The 17467-nt window shown below is 61.2% G+C and carries 14 protein-coding genes; 5 read left to right on the top strand and 9 right to left on the bottom strand.

The genetic code is table 11. The annotated features are described in order from the left end of the window. Positions 1-10: 10 nt before the first annotated feature. Complete coding sequence (locus tag KZX66_RS16095) at positions 11-1114, top strand: enoyl-CoA hydratase/isomerase family protein (RefSeq protein ID WP_248081082.1); 1104 nt, start codon at positions 11-13, stop codon at positions 1112-1114. 3 nt (positions 1115-1117) lie between these two features. Then, positions 1118-2269, top strand: a complete 1152-nt coding sequence (locus KZX66_RS16090) for an acyl-CoA dehydrogenase family protein (protein ID WP_248081080.1) — start codon at positions 1118-1120, stop codon at positions 2267-2269. 69 nt (positions 2270-2338) lie between these two features. Here the strand turns inward: KZX66_RS16090 and KZX66_RS16085 are convergent, their stop codons facing one another. From KZX66_RS16085 to KZX66_RS16070, 4 genes are read right to left on the bottom strand one after another with little or no spacing between them, the layout of a single operon-like run. After that, positions 2339-3112, bottom strand: a complete 774-nt coding sequence (locus tag KZX66_RS16085) for an enoyl-CoA hydratase (RefSeq protein ID WP_248081078.1) — start codon at positions 3110-3112, stop codon at positions 2339-2341. A gap of 11 nt (positions 3113-3123) precedes the next feature. Then, a complete protein-coding gene (locus KZX66_RS16080) occupies positions 3124-4251 on the bottom strand; it encodes an acyl-CoA dehydrogenase family protein (RefSeq protein ID WP_248081076.1) in 1128 nt (375 codons plus the stop codon). A gap of 12 nt (positions 4252-4263) precedes the next feature. Continuing rightward, positions 4264-5448: an acetyl-CoA C-acyltransferase gene (locus KZX66_RS16075; RefSeq protein WP_248081075.1), complete on the bottom strand. Its 1185-nt coding sequence runs from the start codon at positions 5446-5448 to the stop codon at positions 4264-4266. 12 nt (positions 5449-5460) lie between these two features. Further along, positions 5461-6228, bottom strand: a complete 768-nt coding sequence (locus KZX66_RS16070) for an SDR family NAD(P)-dependent oxidoreductase (RefSeq protein WP_248081073.1) — start codon at positions 6226-6228, stop codon at positions 5461-5463. Between the two features lie 294 nt (positions 6229-6522). On the opposite strand from KZX66_RS16070, the gene KZX66_RS16065 reads away from it, so the two are divergent. The 3 genes from KZX66_RS16065 to KZX66_RS16055 all read left to right on the top strand — a co-directional run bounded on the left by KZX66_RS16065 (position 6523) and on the right by KZX66_RS16055 (position 10870). Then, on the top strand, positions 6523-7581 hold the full coding sequence (locus KZX66_RS16065; RefSeq protein ID WP_248081070.1) for a HEAT repeat domain-containing protein: 1059 nt from the start codon (positions 6523-6525) through the stop codon (positions 7579-7581). A gap of 119 nt (positions 7582-7700) precedes the next feature. Next, on the top strand, positions 7701-9200 hold the full coding sequence (locus tag KZX66_RS16060) for an ATPase domain-containing protein (RefSeq protein ID WP_248081068.1): 1500 nt from the start codon (positions 7701-7703) through the stop codon (positions 9198-9200). 74 nt (positions 9201-9274) lie between these two features. Next, complete coding sequence (locus KZX66_RS16055) at positions 9275-10870, top strand: ATP-binding protein (protein ID WP_248081142.1); 1596 nt, start codon at positions 9275-9277, stop codon at positions 10868-10870. Positions 10871-10895: 25 nt separating this feature from the next. On the opposite strand, the gene KZX66_RS16050 is transcribed toward KZX66_RS16055, so the two are convergent. The 5 genes from KZX66_RS16050 to KZX66_RS16030 all read right to left on the bottom strand — a co-directional run bounded on the left by KZX66_RS16050 (position 10896) and on the right by KZX66_RS16030 (position 17463). Beyond that, positions 10896-11273, bottom strand: a complete 378-nt coding sequence (locus tag KZX66_RS16050; protein ID WP_248081066.1) for a response regulator — start codon at positions 11271-11273, stop codon at positions 10896-10898. A 78-nt stretch (positions 11274-11351) separates the two neighbouring features. Continuing rightward, the gene (locus KZX66_RS16045) at positions 11352-12545 is read right to left on the bottom strand and encodes a hybrid sensor histidine kinase/response regulator (RefSeq protein ID WP_248081065.1); all 1194 of its coding nucleotides are present in this window, start codon (positions 12543-12545) and stop codon (positions 11352-11354) included. Then, positions 12539-13138 carry a chemotaxis protein CheB gene (locus KZX66_RS16040; protein ID WP_248081063.1) on the bottom strand — a complete coding sequence of 200 codons (600 nt, stop codon included), beginning with the start codon at positions 13136-13138 and terminating at the stop codon, positions 12539-12541. The genes KZX66_RS16045 and KZX66_RS16040 overlap by 7 nt, the downstream gene beginning before the upstream one ends. Then, a complete protein-coding gene (locus tag KZX66_RS16035; RefSeq protein ID WP_248081062.1) occupies positions 13135-13965 on the bottom strand; it encodes a protein-glutamate O-methyltransferase CheR in 831 nt (276 codons plus the stop codon). Before KZX66_RS16035 ends, KZX66_RS16040 begins: the two co-directional genes overlap by 4 nt. Beyond that, a complete protein-coding gene (locus KZX66_RS16030) occupies positions 13966-17463 on the bottom strand; it encodes a response regulator (RefSeq protein ID WP_248081060.1) in 3498 nt (1165 codons plus the stop codon). It lies immediately after the preceding gene. Positions 17464-17467 lie beyond the last annotated feature (4 nt).

The raw sequence follows: 17467 nt of genomic DNA, 5'->3' as shown, positions 1-17467 counted from the left end.
GGAGTTATCGATGACAGCTCAGGCTCCATCCGAAGCAAGCCATGCCGAGTCGCCCCAGGAAGAGATTCTGGCCGACGTTCGCAACCATATCGGGCACCTGACCCTCAATCGCCCCGCCGGTCTGAACGCCATCACCCTGAACATGGTCCGTCGCCTGACCCAACAATTGCAGGCGTGGTCGGACGACCCCACGGTGTACGCCGTGGTCCTGCGCGGCGCCGGTGAGAAAGCGTTCTGTGCCGGCGGTGATATTCGCTCGCTGTATGACAGTTTCAAGGCTGGCGACACGCTCCACGAAGACTTCTTTGTCGAGGAATATGCGCTCGACCTCGCCATTCACCATTATCCCAAGCCGGTGCTGGCCCTCATGGACGGGTTTGTCCTGGGCGGCGGCATGGGGCTGGTGCAAGGCGCGGATCTGCGGGTGGTCACCGAACGCAGCCGCCTGGCCATGCCGGAAGTGGCCATCGGTTACTTCCCCGACGTGGGCGGCAGCTACTTTCTGCCGCGCATTCCTGGGGAGCTGGGGATTTACCTGGGCGTGACCGGCGTGCAAATCCGCGCCGCCGACGCGCTGTATTGCGGTTTGGCCGACTGGTACCTCGAGAGCGCCAAACTGACCGATCTGGACCAACGGCTCGATAACCTCAGATGGCACGGCTCCCCGCTCAAAGACCTGCAAAGCATGCTCGCCAAGATTGGCGTACAGCAATTGCCCGAACCGCCGCTGGCCGCCTTGCGTCCGGCGATCGACCACTTCTTCGCCCTGCCGGATATCCCGAGCATCGTCGAGCAGTTGCAGGCGGTCACCGTGGCCGACAGCCATGAATGGGCGCTTAACACCGCCCACCTGATGCAGACCCGCTCGCCCCTGGCCATGGCCGTCACCCTGCACATGCTGCGGCGTGGTCGTCGCCTGCCGTTGGAGCAGTGTTTTGCTCTTGAGCTGCACCTGGATCGTCAATGGTTCGAACGCGGCGACCTGATCGAAGGCGTGCGTGCGCTGATCATCGACAAAGACAAAAGCCCCCGCTGGAACCCGCCCACCCTGCACGGGTTGGCAGTCGCCCATGTGGAAAGCTTCTTCCAGAACTTCGCGCAGGTTGTGAGATAAGTCATGCAAGATATTGAATATACTGAAGAACAAGTGATGATTCGCGACATGGCGCGCGACTTCGCCCGCGGTGAAATCGCCCCTTACGCCCAGGCCTGGGAAAAAGCCGGTTGGATCGACGACGCCCTGGTGGCGAAGATGGGCGAACTGGGGCTGCTGGGCATGGTGGTACCGGAAGAATGGGGCGGGACCTATGTTGATTACGTCGCCTACGCCCTGGCGGTGGAAGAGATATCTGCCGGTGACGGCGCCACGGGTGCGCTGATGAGTATCCATAATTCAGTGGGTTGCGGGCCAATCCTCAACTACGGCACAACAGAACAGAAGCAAACCTGGCTGGCGGACCTTGCCAGTGGCCAGGCAATCGGCTGCTTCTGCCTCACCGAGCCCCAGGCCGGTTCCGAAGCCCACAACCTGCGCACCCGTGCAGAGCTGCGGGACGGCCAGTGGGTGATCAATGGCGCCAAGCAATTTGTCAGCAACGGCAAGCGTGCCAAGCTCGCGATTGTATTTGCGGTGACCGATCCGGATCTGGGCAAGAAAGGCATTTCCGCGTTCCTCGTACCCACCCAAACCCCAGGTTTTGTGGTGGACCGTACTGAACACAAAATGGGCATTCGCGCCTCAGACACCTGCGCCGTCACCCTTAACCAGTGCACGGTTCCCGAAGCCAACCTGTTGGGCGAGCGCGGCAAAGGCCTGGCAATTGCGCTGTCCAATCTCGAAGGCGGCCGCATTGGCATTGCCGCCCAAGCCCTGGGTATCGCCCGTGCGGCGTTTGAAGCGGCGCTGGCCTACGCCCGTGACCGTGTGCAATTCGACAAGGCGATCATCGAGCATCAAAGCGTGGCCAACCTGCTGGCGGACATGCAAACCCGCTTGAACGCCGCCCGCTTACTGATCCTCCACGCAGCGCGCCTGCGCAGTGCCGGCAAGCCGTGTCTGTCGGAGGCATCCCAAGCCAAGCTGTTCGCCTCGGAGATGGCCGAGAAGGTCTGCTCCCAAGCCATGCAGATTCATGGCGGGTATGGGTACCTGGAAGATTATCCGGTGGAGCGTTACTACCGGGATGCGCGGATCACGCAGATCTACGAAGGCACCAGCGAGATTCAGCGAATGGTGATTGCCCGCGAACTGAAAAACTACCAACTCTGACCGCCCCCCACAAACAACTGTGGGAGCGCATTGGCTCCCACAGTTGGTCGGCGGTATCAGTAAGCCGGTTTACCGGTCTTTGAACGCCGGCGCACGCTTGGCCACGAACGCGGCCATGCCTTCTTTCTGATCCTGCGTCGCAAACGCGGCATGGAACACCCGGCGCTCAAAGCGCACGCCTTCAGACAGGCTCACTTCAAAGGCACGGTTAACGCTTTCCTTGACCATCATGCTGATCGGCACCGATTTGCCGGCGATCAGACTGGCGACCTTCAGTGCTTCTTCCAACAGCTCATCGGCCGGCACGATACGCGCGACGATGCCACAGCGCTCGGCTTCAACCGCATCGATAAACCGCCCGGTCAGGCACATTTCCATGGCCTTGGCCTTGCCCACCGCACGGGTTAAACGCTGGGTACCGCCCATCCCGGGCAATACGCCGAGGTTGATTTCCGGCTGGCCGAACTTGGCCCCGTCGCCGGCCAGGATAAAGTCGCACATCAACGCCAGTTCGCAGCCGCCACCCAAGGCAAACCCGTTCACTGCGGCAATGATCGGCTTGCGGCGGTTGGCCACGCGGTCGCTGTCGCTGAACAGGTCGTCAAGGTAGATCTGCGGGTAGGTCAGTTCGGCCATTTCCTTGATGTCGGCGCCGGCGGCAAAGGCTTTCTTCGAGCCGGTCAGCACGATACAGCCGATCTGCGGATTGGCTTCCAGGTCGTCCAGCGCCTGGTTCAGCTCGCTGACCAGTTGCGCGTTCAAGGCATTGAGGGCTTGCGGACGATTCAGGGTAATCAACCCAACACGGTCCTGGACTTCGAGCAAGATGGTTTCATAACTCATGTATCGGCTCCTTATAGATTGCGTGAGATGACCATGCGCTGAATATCGCTGGTGCCTTCGTAAATCTGGCAGACCCGCACATCGCGATAGATCCGCTCCAGGGGAAAGTCGCTCAGATAACCGTAACCACCCAAGGTTTGCAAGGCGGCCGAACAGACTTTCTCGGCCATTTCCGAGGCGAACAGCTTGGCCATGGACGCTTCAACCAGCGCGGGCTTGCCGCTGTCGCGCAGGGCGGCGGCGTAGTGCACCATCTGGCGGGCCACGGCGATTTGCGTGGCCATATCGGCCAAACGAAATGCGACCGCCTGATGCTCCACCAGCGCCTTGCCGAAGGTTTCGCGCTCGCGGGCATAGTCGCGCGCGGCTTCAAAGGCAGCGCGCGCCATGCCCACCGCTTGCGAGGCGATACCCACACGGCCGCCTTCGAGGTTGGCCAGGGCGATCTTGTACCCTTCACCCTCTTCGCCCAAACGATTGGCCACCGGGACTTTCACGTCTTCAAACAGGATCTGGCAGGTATCCGAGGCGTGCTGGCCGAGCTTGTCCTCGACCCGCGCCACGCTGTAGCCCGGTGAGTCGGTGGGCACGATAAACGCGCTGATCCCGCGTTTGCCCGCGGCCGGGTCGGTAACGGCAAACACAATCACGACCCCGGCGTTTTGCCCGGAAGTGATGAACTGTTTGCAGCCGTTCAGCACATAGTGGTCGCCATCCAGGCGCGCACGGGTTTTCAGGCTGCTGGCATCGGAACCGGCCTGGGGCTCGGTCAGCGCAAAGGCGCCGAGCATGGCGCCGCTGGCCAGGGGTGTGAGGAATTGGGCTTTCTGTTGCTCATTACCGAAGGTCAGGATCGGCACGCACCCCACCGAATTGTGCACGCTCATGATGGTCGAGCAGGCGCCATCACCGGCGGCAATCTCTTCCAGCGCCATGGCGTAGGCCAGGTAACCCGTGTCGCAGCCGCCCCACTGCTCCGGCACCAGCATGCCGAAAAAGCCCAGCTCAGCCATTTCGCCGATGGCCTCCCTGGGGAAACGGTGCTCGCGGTCCCACTCTGCCGCGAAGGGTTTCAGGCGCTCTTGGGCAAATTGCCGGGCGGCGTCGCTGATCTGCAGTTGTTCGTCATTTGGCAGCATGGTCGACAGTCCTTAATACACGCATTCAACGGCCATGGCCGTGGCTTCACCGCCGCCGATGCAGATGGCGGCGACCCCGCGCTGGAGGCCTTTCTGGCGTAACGCCGAGAGCAGCGTCACCAGGATCCTCGCGCCCGAGGCGCCAATCGGATGGCCCAAAGCGCAGGCTCCGCCGTGCACATTGACCTTGGCATGGGGGATCTCGAGCTTGCCCATGGTCACCAGACTGACCACGGCAAAGGCTTCGTTGATCTCGAACAGGTCGACGTCGGCCAGGTTCCAGCCGGTTTTGCTCATCAGCTTGCGAATGGCACCCACCGGTGCCACAGGGAACAGACCCGGCTCGTCGGCAAACGCCGCATGCCCGTGGATGATCGCCAACGGCTTGAGTCCTCGCTTAAGCGCCTCGGATTCGCGCATCAGCAGCAACGCGGCCGCACCGTCGGAAATCGAACTGGAGTTGGCCGCCGTCACCGTACCGCCTTCACGGAACGCCGGTTTCAGGCTGGGAATCTTGTCCAGCCGGGCCTTGGGCGGTTGCTCATCGTGCAGGACGGTTATCTGCTCTTTGCCCACCGTGACCTGCACCGGGACGATCTCGGCGGCAAAGTGACCATGGGTGATCGCCTCCTGGGCACGGGTCAGGGAAGTGATGGCGAACGCGTCCTGGGCCTCACGGGTAAAGCCGTTATGCGAGGCGCAGTCTTCGGCGAAGGTGCCCATCAGGCGGCCTTTGTCGTAGGCATCTTCCAGGCCGTCGAGGAACATATGGTCGAGCACGCGACCGTGGCCCATGCGGTAACCGCCACGGGCGCGATCCAGCAGGTACGGTGCGTTGGACATGCTCTCCATACCGCCGGCGATCACCACATCGACGCTGCCGGCCAGCAGTGAATCATGGGCCAGGATTGCGGCCTCCATGCCCGAGCCGCACATTTTGTTGAGCGTGGTGCAACGGGTCGACTTGTCCAGGCCGGCACCCAACGCCGCTTGCCGGGCGGGCGCCTGGCCCAGGCCGGCGGGCAGTACGCAACCGAACAGCACTTCATCCACGGCGTCGGGGGCGATACCGGCACGCTCGAGCGCGCCACGAATCGCGGCAGCGCCCAATTGCGGCGCGGTCAAACTTTTAAGGTCGCCCTGGAAACCGCCCATGGGCGTGCGCACGGCGCTGACGATAACGATGGGATCGTTCATGGGTAATGCTCCTTACTTGGCCGCCATGCGCAAGGCGCCGTCGAGACGGATCACCTCGCCGTTAAGCATGCTGTTTTCAATGATATGCCGCACCAGCGCGGCATATTCGGCCGGCTTGCCCAGGCGTGGCGGGAACGGCACACCGGCGGCGAGCGAATCGCGCACCTGCGGGGTCATGCCGGCCATCATCGGGGTTTCGAAGATACCAGGGGCGATGGTCATCACCCGAATACCGAAGCGCGCCAGCTCACGCGCGGCCGGTAGGGTCAGGCTGGCGATCGCGCCTTTGGACGCGGCATACGCCGCTTGGCCGATCTGACCGTCAAATGCCGCCACCGAAGCGGTGTTGATGATCACACCCCGCTCGCCATCGGCATTCGCTTCGGTTTCGGCAATGGCCGCAGCCGCCAGGCGCAACAGGTTGAAGCTGCCGATCAGGTTGACGTTGATCACCTGGGCAAAACTCGCCAGCCCGTGGGGGCCGCTCTTGCCGAGGATTTTCTCGCCACGGACCACGCCTGCGCAGTTGACCAGCCCATGCAGGCCGCCAAACGCCGCAACAGTGGCGTGCACCGCCGCTTCAGCGGCCGCCTCCTGGCTGATATCCGCGACTGCACTGCGCGCGTTATCACCGAGCTGCCGAGCCTTGGCCGCCACCGCATCGGCGTTCAGGTCCACCAGCATGACCTTGGCACCCGCGGCGATCAGCATCTCAGCGGTGGCCGCACCGAGGCCCGATGCTGCGCCGCTGACTAGAAAAAACTTGTTTTCAATCTGCATGATTGTTTCCTTGAACGATGGAGCCCGTTACGGGCGTATGGGCGAAATAGTCGCTTCAGCGCCGTGCAGCAGCAATGGTCAAACCTTTCAACATGGCTGACTGCTTTGGCCAATTCCATCGGTAAAACCCAGCTATTCAAACCCCCGAGAGCCTGGCCGCCCTGGGCTAAAACAGCCTCCCAGCTGCCATGGCGCCGGTGGAGTGCGGGCTCGCGTGATGCGGGTTTGACACCTGCCGTGGTCTGACAGAAGCTGACGGCTTTGCAACCGCTACCCCAGCTTTCGGACGCCTGCATGTCAAAGTCACGCCGTTACGCCATCGTCGGCCTGTGCGCGCTGTTTTTTATTGTGCTGATCACTTGGTATTTTTCCCGCGCAACCCCGGCGGCGGTGCCTCCCGCCATCGCCCATGGTTACGCCAAAGCCTTGAAGCAGGCGCGCAATGGCGAGCCTGGCGCCGCCCGCGTGCTGTATCAGCAATTGGGACGGCCGGACCTGTCCGAGGAACGCCGCGCCGCCTTACACGCCGAGTTGCCCAACTACCCCAGTCCTCAAGCGTTGAAGCTCGCCGACAAAGACCTCAGCAGCGAATCGCCAAGGGTGCGCGAAGCGGCGATCCACAGCATTGTCGGGCTGGTGCCCAGTGGCCAGCGCACCCTGCTGCTCGGCCCGGTGCTCGATGACCCCGAGCAAAACGTGCGGTTTGCGGCGGCCAATGCGTTGCTGGGCCTGTCGCCCGACACCCTGGGCCTGTACTTCGGGCCGTTACAGCAGGTGCTGGATGAATTCGTGAAATACCTCAAGGCCCAGCCCGAAACCGCCGAAGGCTGGATTCAACTGGCACGTCTGTACATCCACAGCGCCCTGCTGCCGGATGCGCAAAAGGCGCTTGAGCAGGCCATGCGCCTGGAGCCTGACAACCTGCAGGCGGGCGTCGCGCAAATCGAATTGCTGGACAAGCAAGGCAAGTCTGAAGAGTCCCGCCAATTGCTGGCGCGCCAGTTGGCTGCGCATCCCGAATCGGCCTACCTGCAACACGCCCTGGGCATGTGGCTGCTGCACCATGGCGAGCGGCCCTATGCCTTGCTCGGCCTGTCCAAGGCGGTGGAACTGGAGCCGGACAATCAGGATTACCGCTATGACCTGGCCACCACCCTGCACGACCAGCAGGAGCTGGAAGCGGCGCAGCGCCAGTTGGAAGAAATCGTCCAGCGCCACCCCGCCAATCGCAAGGCCAGGGTGCTGCTGGTCAATTACTGGAAAGAAAGCGGCCAACTGCAAAACGTCCAGGTTTTACTCGCGCAGCTTGAACAGCAAAACCCGGATGACCCCGCCCTGCAGCAGGGTCTATAGGCACGCCGGCGCATCAAATTGATCAATCGGTTGAACCGCTACAACGCCCAACGGTCAAGTAAACATGGCATGCCGTGACAGGCATGCCCCTCTACTTGTACCTGAATCGAGGGCACTACTTGTCTACATCCACAGCACTGCTCAGTGAAAAGGCGGCTACCGGCGTCGAAGGTCTTGATGACATTCTTTGCGGCGGGCTATCGCGTAGCCACCTGTTCCTGCTTGAAGGCGAACCTGGAACAGGCAAGACCACCGTGGCGCTGCACTTCCTCCAGGCCGGAGCGAAGGACGGCGAGCGGTCCCTGTACATCACCTTGTCAGAAACCGAGCGCGAGCTGCGCCAGGGTGCGAAATCCCATGGCTGGGACTTGGATGACAACATCCATATCTTCGAGTTGACCCCGCCCGAAAGCCTGCTCAACGCCGAGCACCAGCAAAGCCTGCTGTACTCCTCGGACCTTGAGCTGGGTGAGGCCACACGGCAGATCTTCGAGGTGGTTGAGCGGGTCAAACCGACCCGCGTGGTGATCGACAGCCTTTCGGAAATCCGCCTGCTCGCGCAAAGCTCTTTGCGCTACCGCCGGCAGATCCTGGCGATCAAACACTACTTCGTACGCTACGACGCGACCGTCCTGCTGCTGGACGACCTGACCACCGAATCCCTGGATAAAACCGTACACAGCGTGGCCCACGGTGTGATCCGCCTGGAAGAGTTGACGCCTAACTACGGCGCCGAGCGCCGCCGTGTCCGGATCGTCAAGTACCGCGGCCAGAAGTATCGCGGCGGCTTTCATGACTTCACCATCATGCAGGGCGGCATCCACGTATTCCCGCGCCTCGTGGCGGCAGAACATCGCGGTGGCTACGTACGGCAAACCTTGAGCAGCGGCATCCCGGAAATGGACGCGCTGATGGGCGGTGGCGTAGAGACCGGCTCCAGCAGCCTGATTCTCGGCCCGGCCGGTACCGGCAAGTCGCTGATCTCGATGATTTTTGCCGCCGCCGCTGTGGCGCGCGGCGAAAAGGCCGCGCTGTTCATCTTCGATGAAGAGCTGGGGCTGTTGTTCGAACGCATGCGCAACATGGGCATCGACCTCCAAGCCCTGCAAGCCACCGGCAACCTGATGATCGAACAAGTCGACGCCGCCGAGTTGACCCCGGGAGAGTTCTCCCACCGGGTGCGCCGGTGCGTCGATGAGCACGGGATCAAAACCGTGGTCATCGACAGCATCAACGGCTACCAGGCGGCGATGCCGGAAGAGAACGCATTGATCCTGCATATGCATGAGCTGCTGCTGTACCTTAACCGTCGCGGCGCGGCCACCTTCATGACCGTTGCACAGCACGGCCTGGTCGGCGACATGCAGACGCCGGTCGACATCACCTACTTGGCGGACACCGTGATTCTGTTGCGTTACTTCGAAGCATTGGGCAAGGTTCGCCGCGCCATTTCGATTATCAAGAAACGCACCGGCACCCACGAGGCGACGATTCGCGAATACCGAATCGGCAACACCGGCCTGACCGTCGGCGAACCCCTGGATAATTTCCAGGGTGTATTGCGCGGCATCCCCATCTACATGGGTGCCGGCTCCCCTCTGCTCAAGGAAGAGGGATAGTGCCCACACTACCTGGCGCCTCCGAACGCGCGATCATCCTGGCGCCGGTGGGTCGCGACAGCACGCTGGCCCTGATGATGCTCAATGAGGCGGGCTACAGCGGCGTCGTCGCCACGCACCTGCCGATGTTGTGCGAGGCGCTGGAAGAAGGCGCCGGCCTGCTCATCATCGCCGCTGAAGCCTTGCGCGGTGTCGATCTGGAGCCCTTGCTTGAGTACCTGCACCAGCAGCCGGCGTGGTCGGACATGCCCATCGTGCTGCTGACCCATCATGGCGGCAGCGAGCAAAATGGCTCATCGCACCTCAGCGGTCTGCTGGGCAACGTGACCTTCCTGGAGCGGCCGTTCCATCCGGTCACGTTGATCAGCCTGGTCAGCGCCGCCCTGCGCGGTCGGCGCCGGCAATATGAGGCCCGCGACCGCTTGATCGAACTAAGCCAGAGCGAGTCGCGCCTGCACCGCACCCTGGAAACCCTCGAACAGCAAGTCGAGGAGCGCACCGCACAACTGCGCAACAACGAAGAAGCCCTGCGCCAGTCGCAGAAAATGGAAGCCGTCGGCCAATTGACCGGCGGCATTGCCCACGATTTCAACAATATGCTCACCGGGATCATCGGCAGCCTTGAGCTGCTGCGAAGGCGCGTATCCCGTGGCAAGCTGGACGACCTCGACAGTCTGATCGACCTGGGGGTCACGTCCGCCAACCGCGCGGCCGGCCTGACGCACCGCCTGTTGGCGTTTTCCCGCCGCCAGTCGCTGGACCCCAAGCCGGTCAATATCAATCAGTTGGTCAGTTCCATGGGCGAACTGTTACAGCGCAGCATCAACGAAAGCATCACCCTGGACATGCGCCTGGCCGAGCAGCTTTGGACCGCCGAAGTCGACCCCAATCAACTGGAAAGCGCCCTGCTCAACCTGGTGCTCAATGCCCGTGATGCAATGCCCAGCGGCGGCAAGCTGGTGGTGGAAACCACCAATCGTCATTTGGACAGCGTCTTTACTGCCGCCTACGGCACACTCAGCCCCGGTGACTACGTAGAGCTGAGCGTCAGCGACAATGGCTGCGGCATTCCGGAAGGCATTATTGGTCGGGTATTCGACCCGTTCTTCACCACCAAGCCTATCGGCCAGGGCACAGGCCTTGGGTTATCGATGATCTATGGGTTCGCCCGCCAGTCCCACGGCCACGTCACCATTCACAGCGAAGTGGGACGGGGCACTACCGTGAGCCTGTTCCTGCCGCGCTTTGTCGGCGAAATGATCGCTCCAGAGCCGATCGACCCCGCGTTGCTGCCGTTTGCCAACGCCGGAGAGACCGTGCTGATCGTCGAAGACGATCCGGCCGTACGCGTGCTGGTCAGCGCAGTGCTCAAGGAGTTGGGTTATGGATTTGTGGAGGCGCAAGATGCCGACAGCGCCCTGCCGATCATCGAATCGGAGCAGCGCATTGACCTGCTGATCAGCGATGTTGGCCTGCCTGGCATGAACGGCCGGCAGATGGCGGAAATCGGCCGGCAATTTCGACCGCAGCTCAAAGTACTGTTCATCACCGGGTATGCCGAACATGCTGCGGTGCGCGGTGGTTTTCTCGACCCGGGCATGCAACTGATCACCAAGCCGTTCACGTTTGATCTGTTGACGGCAAAAGTACGTGAAATGATTCAAAGCTAGGGCTGCGACGCAGCCCTGAGAGGGTTCAGGCCAATAAACGCTGGATATGCTCTTGCAGGGTATCCAGGTCAAACGGCTTGGCCAGGATCGGCGCGTTGCGCGTGATCGGGCTGTTGCAGTCGAGGATTTCCTGCGGGTAACCGCTGATAAAGATGACCTTCAATTCCGGACGCAACTTGATCGCAGGCTCGGCAATCTGCACACCGGAAATACCGCCGGGCAGACGGTAGTCCGTCACCATCAGGTCCAGGTGCGGCTTGGTCGCCAGAATCTCGAAGGCCTGCTCCCCATCCATCGCCTTCAACACGCGATAACCCAAGCCTGCCAGGTATTCACCCAACACAAACATGATGGATTCGTCGTCTTCGACGATCAGTACGACATCTTGTGCATCTTCACTCATGGGAAGCCTTTGTCCGGTCAATTGCTGCATGTACGACCATGGGGTCACGTAGAGGTTGCGTCGAAGTGACGATTGATTTCACGCCGCAGGTTCAAGGGGCAGGCACACCCGAAACAGCGCGCCCTCACCGATCCGGCTTTCAACTTCAATCGTGCCGCCATGGGCCGTGACGATCTGCTCGGAAATAAACAGCCCAAGGCCCAACCCCGCCGCCACCTGGCTGGCTGACACGCGCTCAAACTGCTGGAAAATGCGCTTCTGGTTCTCTTCACTGATCCCAATGCCGCGGTCGCGCACTTCCACCCGCGCTTCACCGTGCTCGGCATACACGCGCACATCCACCGGGCTCTTGGCCCCATAGCGCAGGGCGTTGGTCAGCAGATTGGTGACCACTTGCTCAATACGGAACTCGTCCCAGTTGCCTTCCACCGGCCCTTCGGCCTGCAACTGCATCGAAGAACCAGCGGCGGCCACCTGCGGCGCGAAGTTCTGCACCAGGTTGCGCACCAATTGCGCCAGATCGAAGCGCGCCGGGCGGATCGACAATTTGCCGGTACGAATGCGCGACACGTCGAGCATGTCTTCGATCAGGCGGATCAGGCTCTGGATCTGCCGTTCATCGCGGTCGACCATGGCGTGCATCTTGTCCAGAGTAAACGCCGCGGCGTTGTCTCGGGCCAGGTGCATCTTGCGCAGCTGGGTTTCGAGAATCAAACCGTTGAGCGGCGTACGCACTTCATGGGCGACGATCGACATAAAGTCGTCACGCATGCGCACCGCCTGCTCCAGCTCGGCCTGGGTGGCCTGCAGCCGCGTAAGCAGCAGCTCCTGCTCACGGCGACTGCGCTCCAAGGCTTCGAGCTGCAGCTTCATCGCCTTGCTCTGACGGTACAGGTCGACGAACACGTTGACCTTGCTCTTCACCGCGTGGATATCCAGCGGCTTGTGCAAAAAGTCCACGGCGCCGCTTTCATAGCCCTTGAACGCGTAGTTGAGTTCGCGGCCCGCGGCGCTGACGAACACAATCGGGATGTTCTTGGTTTTTTCGGTGCCGCGCATCAGTTCAGCCAGCTCGAAGCCGTTCATGCCGGGCATCTGCACGTCGAGGATCGCCATGGCGAACTCGTGTTCCAGCAACAGGGACAAGGCCTCGTCGGCGCTCAATGCCTTGTAGACCTGACGGTCCTCGCGCTTGATCAGCGCTTCGAGGGCCAGCAGGTTTTCCGGCAGATCGTCGACGATCAGCAGCTTGGCCTGGACAGTACTTAACATGGGGAGGATTCCAGCAAAGCCAGCAACGAGCCAATCTGGCTCAGAGTCATAATGTGGTCAGGTGTATGCAGCGCCAGCGCCGCCAGAGGCATCACGGCGATACGTGCTTCATTGGGGTCTTGCACAACGGTGGTGCCGCCACTCTGTTGCACATGGACCAGCCCACGTGCGCCGTCCTGGTTGGCGCCAGTCAGCAATATCGCCAGCAGGCCTTGGCCGTAGGCGTCAGCCGCCGATGCAAACAGGTAATCGATAGCAGGCCGGGAATGATGCACTCGCTCCTCCTGGCTCAGGGACAGGCTGCGGTCGTGCTCCACCGACAGGTGATAACCGGGCCCGGCAAAATACAAGGTGCCCGCCTCGATGACTTCCTTGTCCCGTGCCTCACGGACCGGGATGCGCAGGCGCCGCGCAAAGACTTCGGCCAGTTGACTGCGGCGCTCATCCGGCAGGTGCAGCACGGCGATGATCGGCAGGCCGAAACCGGTCGGCAGCTCACCAAAAATACTCAGCAACGCCTCCACACCGCCGGCGGAGGCGCCGACGACGATGGCTTCAATCCCGCGAATCGGGCTGGCAACTGCGTCGTTCATGATTTGCGGTAGATCCGTTCCTGCTTGACCAAGGGCTCGAACTGCGTGCTGTAAGCGGAAAAATCCAGGGTTTCCTTGCTGCCCAGCACCAGAAAGCCGCGATGGCACAACGACTCGTGAAACAATCCAAACGCGCGATCTTGCAATTTTTTATTGAAATAAATCAATACGTTACGACATGAAATTAACTGAGTTTCTGAGAAGACGCTGTCGGTTGCCAGGCTGTGGTCGGCGAAGGTCACGTTCTCGCGCAGTGTCTTGTCGAAGATTGCGTAATCGTAGGCCGCCGTGTAGTAGTCGGCAAATGAACGTTGCCCGCCGGCCTGCTGATAGTTGGCAGTGTAGGCGCGTACGTTCTCCAGGGAGAAGATCCCCTGCTTGGCTTTGTCCAGGGAGGCGGGATTGATGTCGGTGGCGTAGATGATGGTGCGATCGAGCAGGCCCTCTTCGCGCAGCAGGATCGCCATGGAATAGACCTCCTCCCCCGTGCTGCACCCGGCAATCCAGATTTTGATCGAGGGGTAGGTCTTGAGCAGCGGCACCACTTCCTGGCGAATCGCGAGGAAGTGCGACGGATCGCGAAACATCTCGCTCACCGGGATCGTCAAAAACTGCAGCAACTGCATGAACGCCGCCGGGTCATGCAGCACCCGTTCCTGCAACGCCGAGATAGTCGCGCACTCGAACTGACGCAAGGCATGGGCCACGCGGCGCTTGACCGACGCGCCGGAATAGTCGCGAAAGTCATAGCTGTACTTGAGGTAAATCGCCTCAATCAGCAGGCGCAGCTCAATGTCGCTGCTTTTTTCCAAAAAACGTTGCTCCACTTAAATGCGTTCCATCTTGGGTAGCCATACGCGAATCAACGAGAACAGACGGTCCAGATCGATGGGCTTGGCCAGGTAATCGTTGGAACCGGCCGCAAGGCAGCGCTCCTGATCGTCTTTCATCGCCTTGGCCGTCACGGCAATGATCGGCAGTTTCTTCCAGCGTTGCTCCTGGCGGATCAACGCCGTGGCTTCGTAACCGTCCATCTCCGGCATCATCACGTCCATCAGCACCAGGTCGATGTCTTCGACTTCATTGAGCCGCTCGATGGCTTCGCGGCCGTTACGCCCGATCACCACCACCGCGCCTTTTTGCTCCAGAGCGCTGGTCAGGGCGAAGATATTGCGCACATCGTCGTCTACCAGCAGGATTTTGCGCCCCTCAAAGACCTTGTCGCGGCTGCGGGCGGTCTTGAGCATCTTCTGGCGTTCATGGGACAACTGGGATTCGACTTTGTGCAGAAACAGTGTGACCTCGTCCAGCAGACGCTCCGGCGAGCGCGCGCCTTTAATGATGATCGAGCGCGAGTACTTGCGCAGCTCGGCCTCTTCGTCGCGCGTCAGGTTGCGTCCGGTGTAGACGATCACCGGCGGGAACGAGCAGATATCCTCGGTGGCCATGCGCTTGAGCAGCTCGTTGCCGAGCATGTCCGGCAGTTTGAGGTCGATGATCATGCAGTCGTAGACGTTGGTGCGTAGCAGTTCGAGGGCTTCCTGGGCGAAGCCGACGGCGGTGATCTCGATGTCATCGTCGCCGATCAGGCGGGCAATGCTGTCGCGCTGCAGGTCGTCATCTTCCACCAGCAGCACGCGCTTGACCTTCTGGGTCAGCTTGGCTTCCAGGCGGGCGAACACGTCCTTGAGCTCTTCGCGGGTGGTGGGTTTGACCGCATAGCCGATGGCACCCATGTGCATGGCCGCTTCGACGCGGTCTTCCACGGAAATCACGTGCACGGGGATATGGCGGGTACCGGCGTGCTCCTTCAGGCGCTGCAGCACGGTCAAGCCGGAATGGTCCGGCAGGCGCATGTCCAGCAGGATCGCATCGGGAATGTATTCCTCGGCCAGCTTGTAGCCCTCGTCCGCACCGTGGGCCACCAGGCAGTGGTAGCCCAGTTCATGGGCCAGGTCGAACAGGATGCGTGCGAAATTCGGCTCGTCTTCCACCACCAGAATGCAACGGGTGGTGAATGGCGCCTTGTCGCGATCATCGGCGAAACGCGGGATGAGGTTCGCGTCGGCCACCGGCAGCGGTGAAATGGCGACGGGTTTCGGGGCTGGTGCCACAACGGCTTGGCGCGGCTGCTCGATGGGCGGCGCGTCTTCCTCGCGCTCCACGTATTGCTCGGGTAACACGAGGGTAAACGTACTGCCTTTGCCTGGCTCACTGCTCACACTGATATAGCCGCCGAGCAGCGCGGCCAGGTCGCGGGAAATCGACAGGCCCAGCCCGGTACCGCCGTAACGACGGTTGGTGGTGCCATCGGCCTGACGGAAGGCCTCGAAGATGCTCTCCTGCTGATCGGGAGCAATACCGATCCCGGAGTCGCGCACGGTGAACGCAATGCCCTCACCCGGCGCGCGTGACACGGACAGGCTGACTTCGCCCTTTTCGGTGAATTTGATCGCGTTGGACAGCAGGTTCTTGAGGATCTGCTCCAGGCGCTGGCGGTCGGTAAACAGCATGCCCGGCGCGCCGGCCTGCACCTCGACCTGGAAGCCCAGCTTGCGATCGGCGGCCAACGGCTCGAACATCCCGCGCAGCCCCTCAACCAGACGCGTCACGCTGGAGGTTTCCGGACGCACCTCCAGCTTGCCGGCTTCCACCTTGGAAATATCCAGGATGTCATTGATCAGGTTCAGCAGGTCATTGCCGGCCGAATAGATCGACTCGGCGAACTTGACCTGTTCGGTGCTGAGGTTGTCCTGGGGATTTTCCGCCAGCAGCTTGGCCAGGATCAGCGAACTGTTGAGCGGCGTGCGCAGCTCATGGGACATGTTGGCGAGGAATTCGGACTTGTATTTGCTGGAGCGCTGCAATTCATCCGCGCGGTCCTCCAGCTCCAGTTGCGCCTGGTTGAGCTCGACATTCTTGCGGTCCATGGCATCGCGTTGCTCCGACAGGGTCTGGGCCTGCTCGGCAAGCTGCTCGTTGGTCTGCTCCAGTTCCGCTTGCTGGGTTTCCAGGTGGGCTTGGGATTCCTTGAGGATGCGCGATTGCTCTTCGAGCTCTTCGTTGGCGGTCTTGAGCTCTTCTTGCTGGACCTGCAGCTCCTCATTGAGTTGCTGGGTCTCCGCCAGCACTTCTTGAAGCCGCTGGCGATAACGCGCCGCTTCGATGGAGGTGCCGATATTGCCGGCGATCAGCTCCAACAGTTCCACGTCACGCTCCAGAAGAGGACGCAGGAAACCCAGTTCGATCACCCCATTGACGCGGTCATCATCGCTGGTCGGCACTACCAGCACGCTACGGGGCGTGCCTTCGCCCAGGCCCGAACTGACCTTGAAGTAGTCCACCGGCACATCGTCCAGGCGGATCAGACGATCCAGTTGGGCGGCCTGACCGACGATCCCTTCGTCGCTATAGATAGCTTGTTCCAGTTGCTCCTGATCGCGGGAGAAGCCATAGGTGGCCACGCGCCGCAAGCCGCCGTGTTCTTCGCGCACATACAGCGCCGCAACGGCCGAGCCCATGTACTGGGCAAAAAATTGCAGGATATTGCGACCCAACATGTTCAGGGTCAGTTGGCCGAGCACTTGTTCGGCCAATTCGGTCTGGCCGTTGCGCAGCCAGGCTTGCTGTTCAAGGCGTCGCGCGATCTTCTGTTGTGACGCGAGGTTTGCGCTGTAACTGTCTGAAAGTGCTACAAGATTTTTTCTGCCGATATACGCCAGGAAGCCGCTCAAGCCGAGTACGAACACCAGATAAAGGATGACGCTGATGATCGTCGTGCGGGTGACGTCCTGGTTGCGCGTGATGCGAAACTGCTGCTCCATCGCCACGGCATCTTCATATTCCTTGCGGATCTCGTCGGTCAGGCGCTTGCCGCGCCCGGCCTTGACCGCACCTCGGAAATCGCCGCTCTGACGCTGCATGTCAATCATCGACTGAGCGTACTTGTTCCACTCCAGTTGCAGGGCTTCCAGGCGTTTGAGGCGGTCCACTTGCTGTGGGTTATCCGCCACCAGGCCCTGCAAATTGCGCAGGTCGGCCATGATGCGTGGCTTGGCCACTTCGTAGGGGTCGAGGAAATGTTCGTCACCGGTGATCAGAAAACCACGCATGCCGGTTTCCAGGTCCACCGTCAATTTGGACGATTCATTGAGGTTGTTAATGACCCGATCGGTGTGCTCCACCCACTGAATCACCGTCAAGAGATAGGTGATCAGACAGACGAAAAACACCGCGCTGAGCACGCCCACACCCAAAGGCAGCGCCACGTTTCGGCTCAGGAGGGTACGAAAGCTCTTTTCATCGACTGTCGACGCGGGAGTCATGGGC

The sequence above is a fragment of the Pseudomonas sp. EYE_354 genome, assembly GCF_023148575.1.
GTDB lineage: Bacteria > Pseudomonadota > Gammaproteobacteria > Pseudomonadales > Pseudomonadaceae > Aquipseudomonas.
This window is presented reverse-complemented; position numbering and strand designations above follow the sequence as displayed.

What these genes read in the sequence shown, in the direction of transcription:
- KZX66_RS16095 (WP_248081082.1), top strand. Translation starts at nt 11, where the DNA reads ATGACAGCTCAGGCTCCATCCGAAGCAAGCCATGCCGAGTCGCCCCAG.
- KZX66_RS16090 (WP_248081080.1), top strand. Translation starts at nt 1,118, where the DNA reads ATGCAAGATATTGAATATACTGAAGAACAAGTGATGATTCGCGACATG.
- KZX66_RS16085 (WP_248081078.1), bottom strand. Translation starts at nt 3,112, where the DNA reads ATGAGTTATGAAACCATCTTGCTCGAAGTCCAGGACCGTGTTGGGTTG.
- KZX66_RS16080 (WP_248081076.1), bottom strand. Translation starts at nt 4,251, where the DNA reads ATGCTGCCAAATGACGAACAACTGCAGATCAGCGACGCCGCCCGGCAA.
- KZX66_RS16075 (WP_248081075.1), bottom strand. Translation starts at nt 5,448, where the DNA reads ATGAACGATCCCATCGTTATCGTCAGCGCCGTGCGCACGCCCATGGGC.
- KZX66_RS16070 (WP_248081073.1), bottom strand. Translation starts at nt 6,228, where the DNA reads ATGCAGATTGAAAACAAGTTTTTTCTAGTCAGCGGCGCAGCATCGGGC.
- KZX66_RS16065 (WP_248081070.1), top strand. Translation starts at nt 6,523, where the DNA reads ATGTCAAAGTCACGCCGTTACGCCATCGTCGGCCTGTGCGCGCTGTTT.
- KZX66_RS16055 (WP_248081142.1), top strand. Translation starts at nt 9,275, where the DNA reads ATGATGCTCAATGAGGCGGGCTACAGCGGCGTCGTCGCCACGCACCTG.
- KZX66_RS16050 (WP_248081066.1), bottom strand. Translation starts at nt 11,273, where the DNA reads ATGAGTGAAGATGCACAAGATGTCGTACTGATCGTCGAAGACGACGAA.
- KZX66_RS16045 (WP_248081065.1), bottom strand. Translation starts at nt 12,545, where the DNA reads ATGTTAAGTACTGTCCAGGCCAAGCTGCTGATCGTCGACGATCTGCCG.
- KZX66_RS16040 (WP_248081063.1), bottom strand. Translation starts at nt 13,138, where the DNA reads ATGAACGACGCAGTTGCCAGCCCGATTCGCGGGATTGAAGCCATCGTC.
- KZX66_RS16030 (WP_248081060.1), bottom strand. Translation starts at nt 17,463, where the DNA reads ATGACTCCCGCGTCGACAGTCGATGAAAAGAGCTTTCGTACCCTCCTG.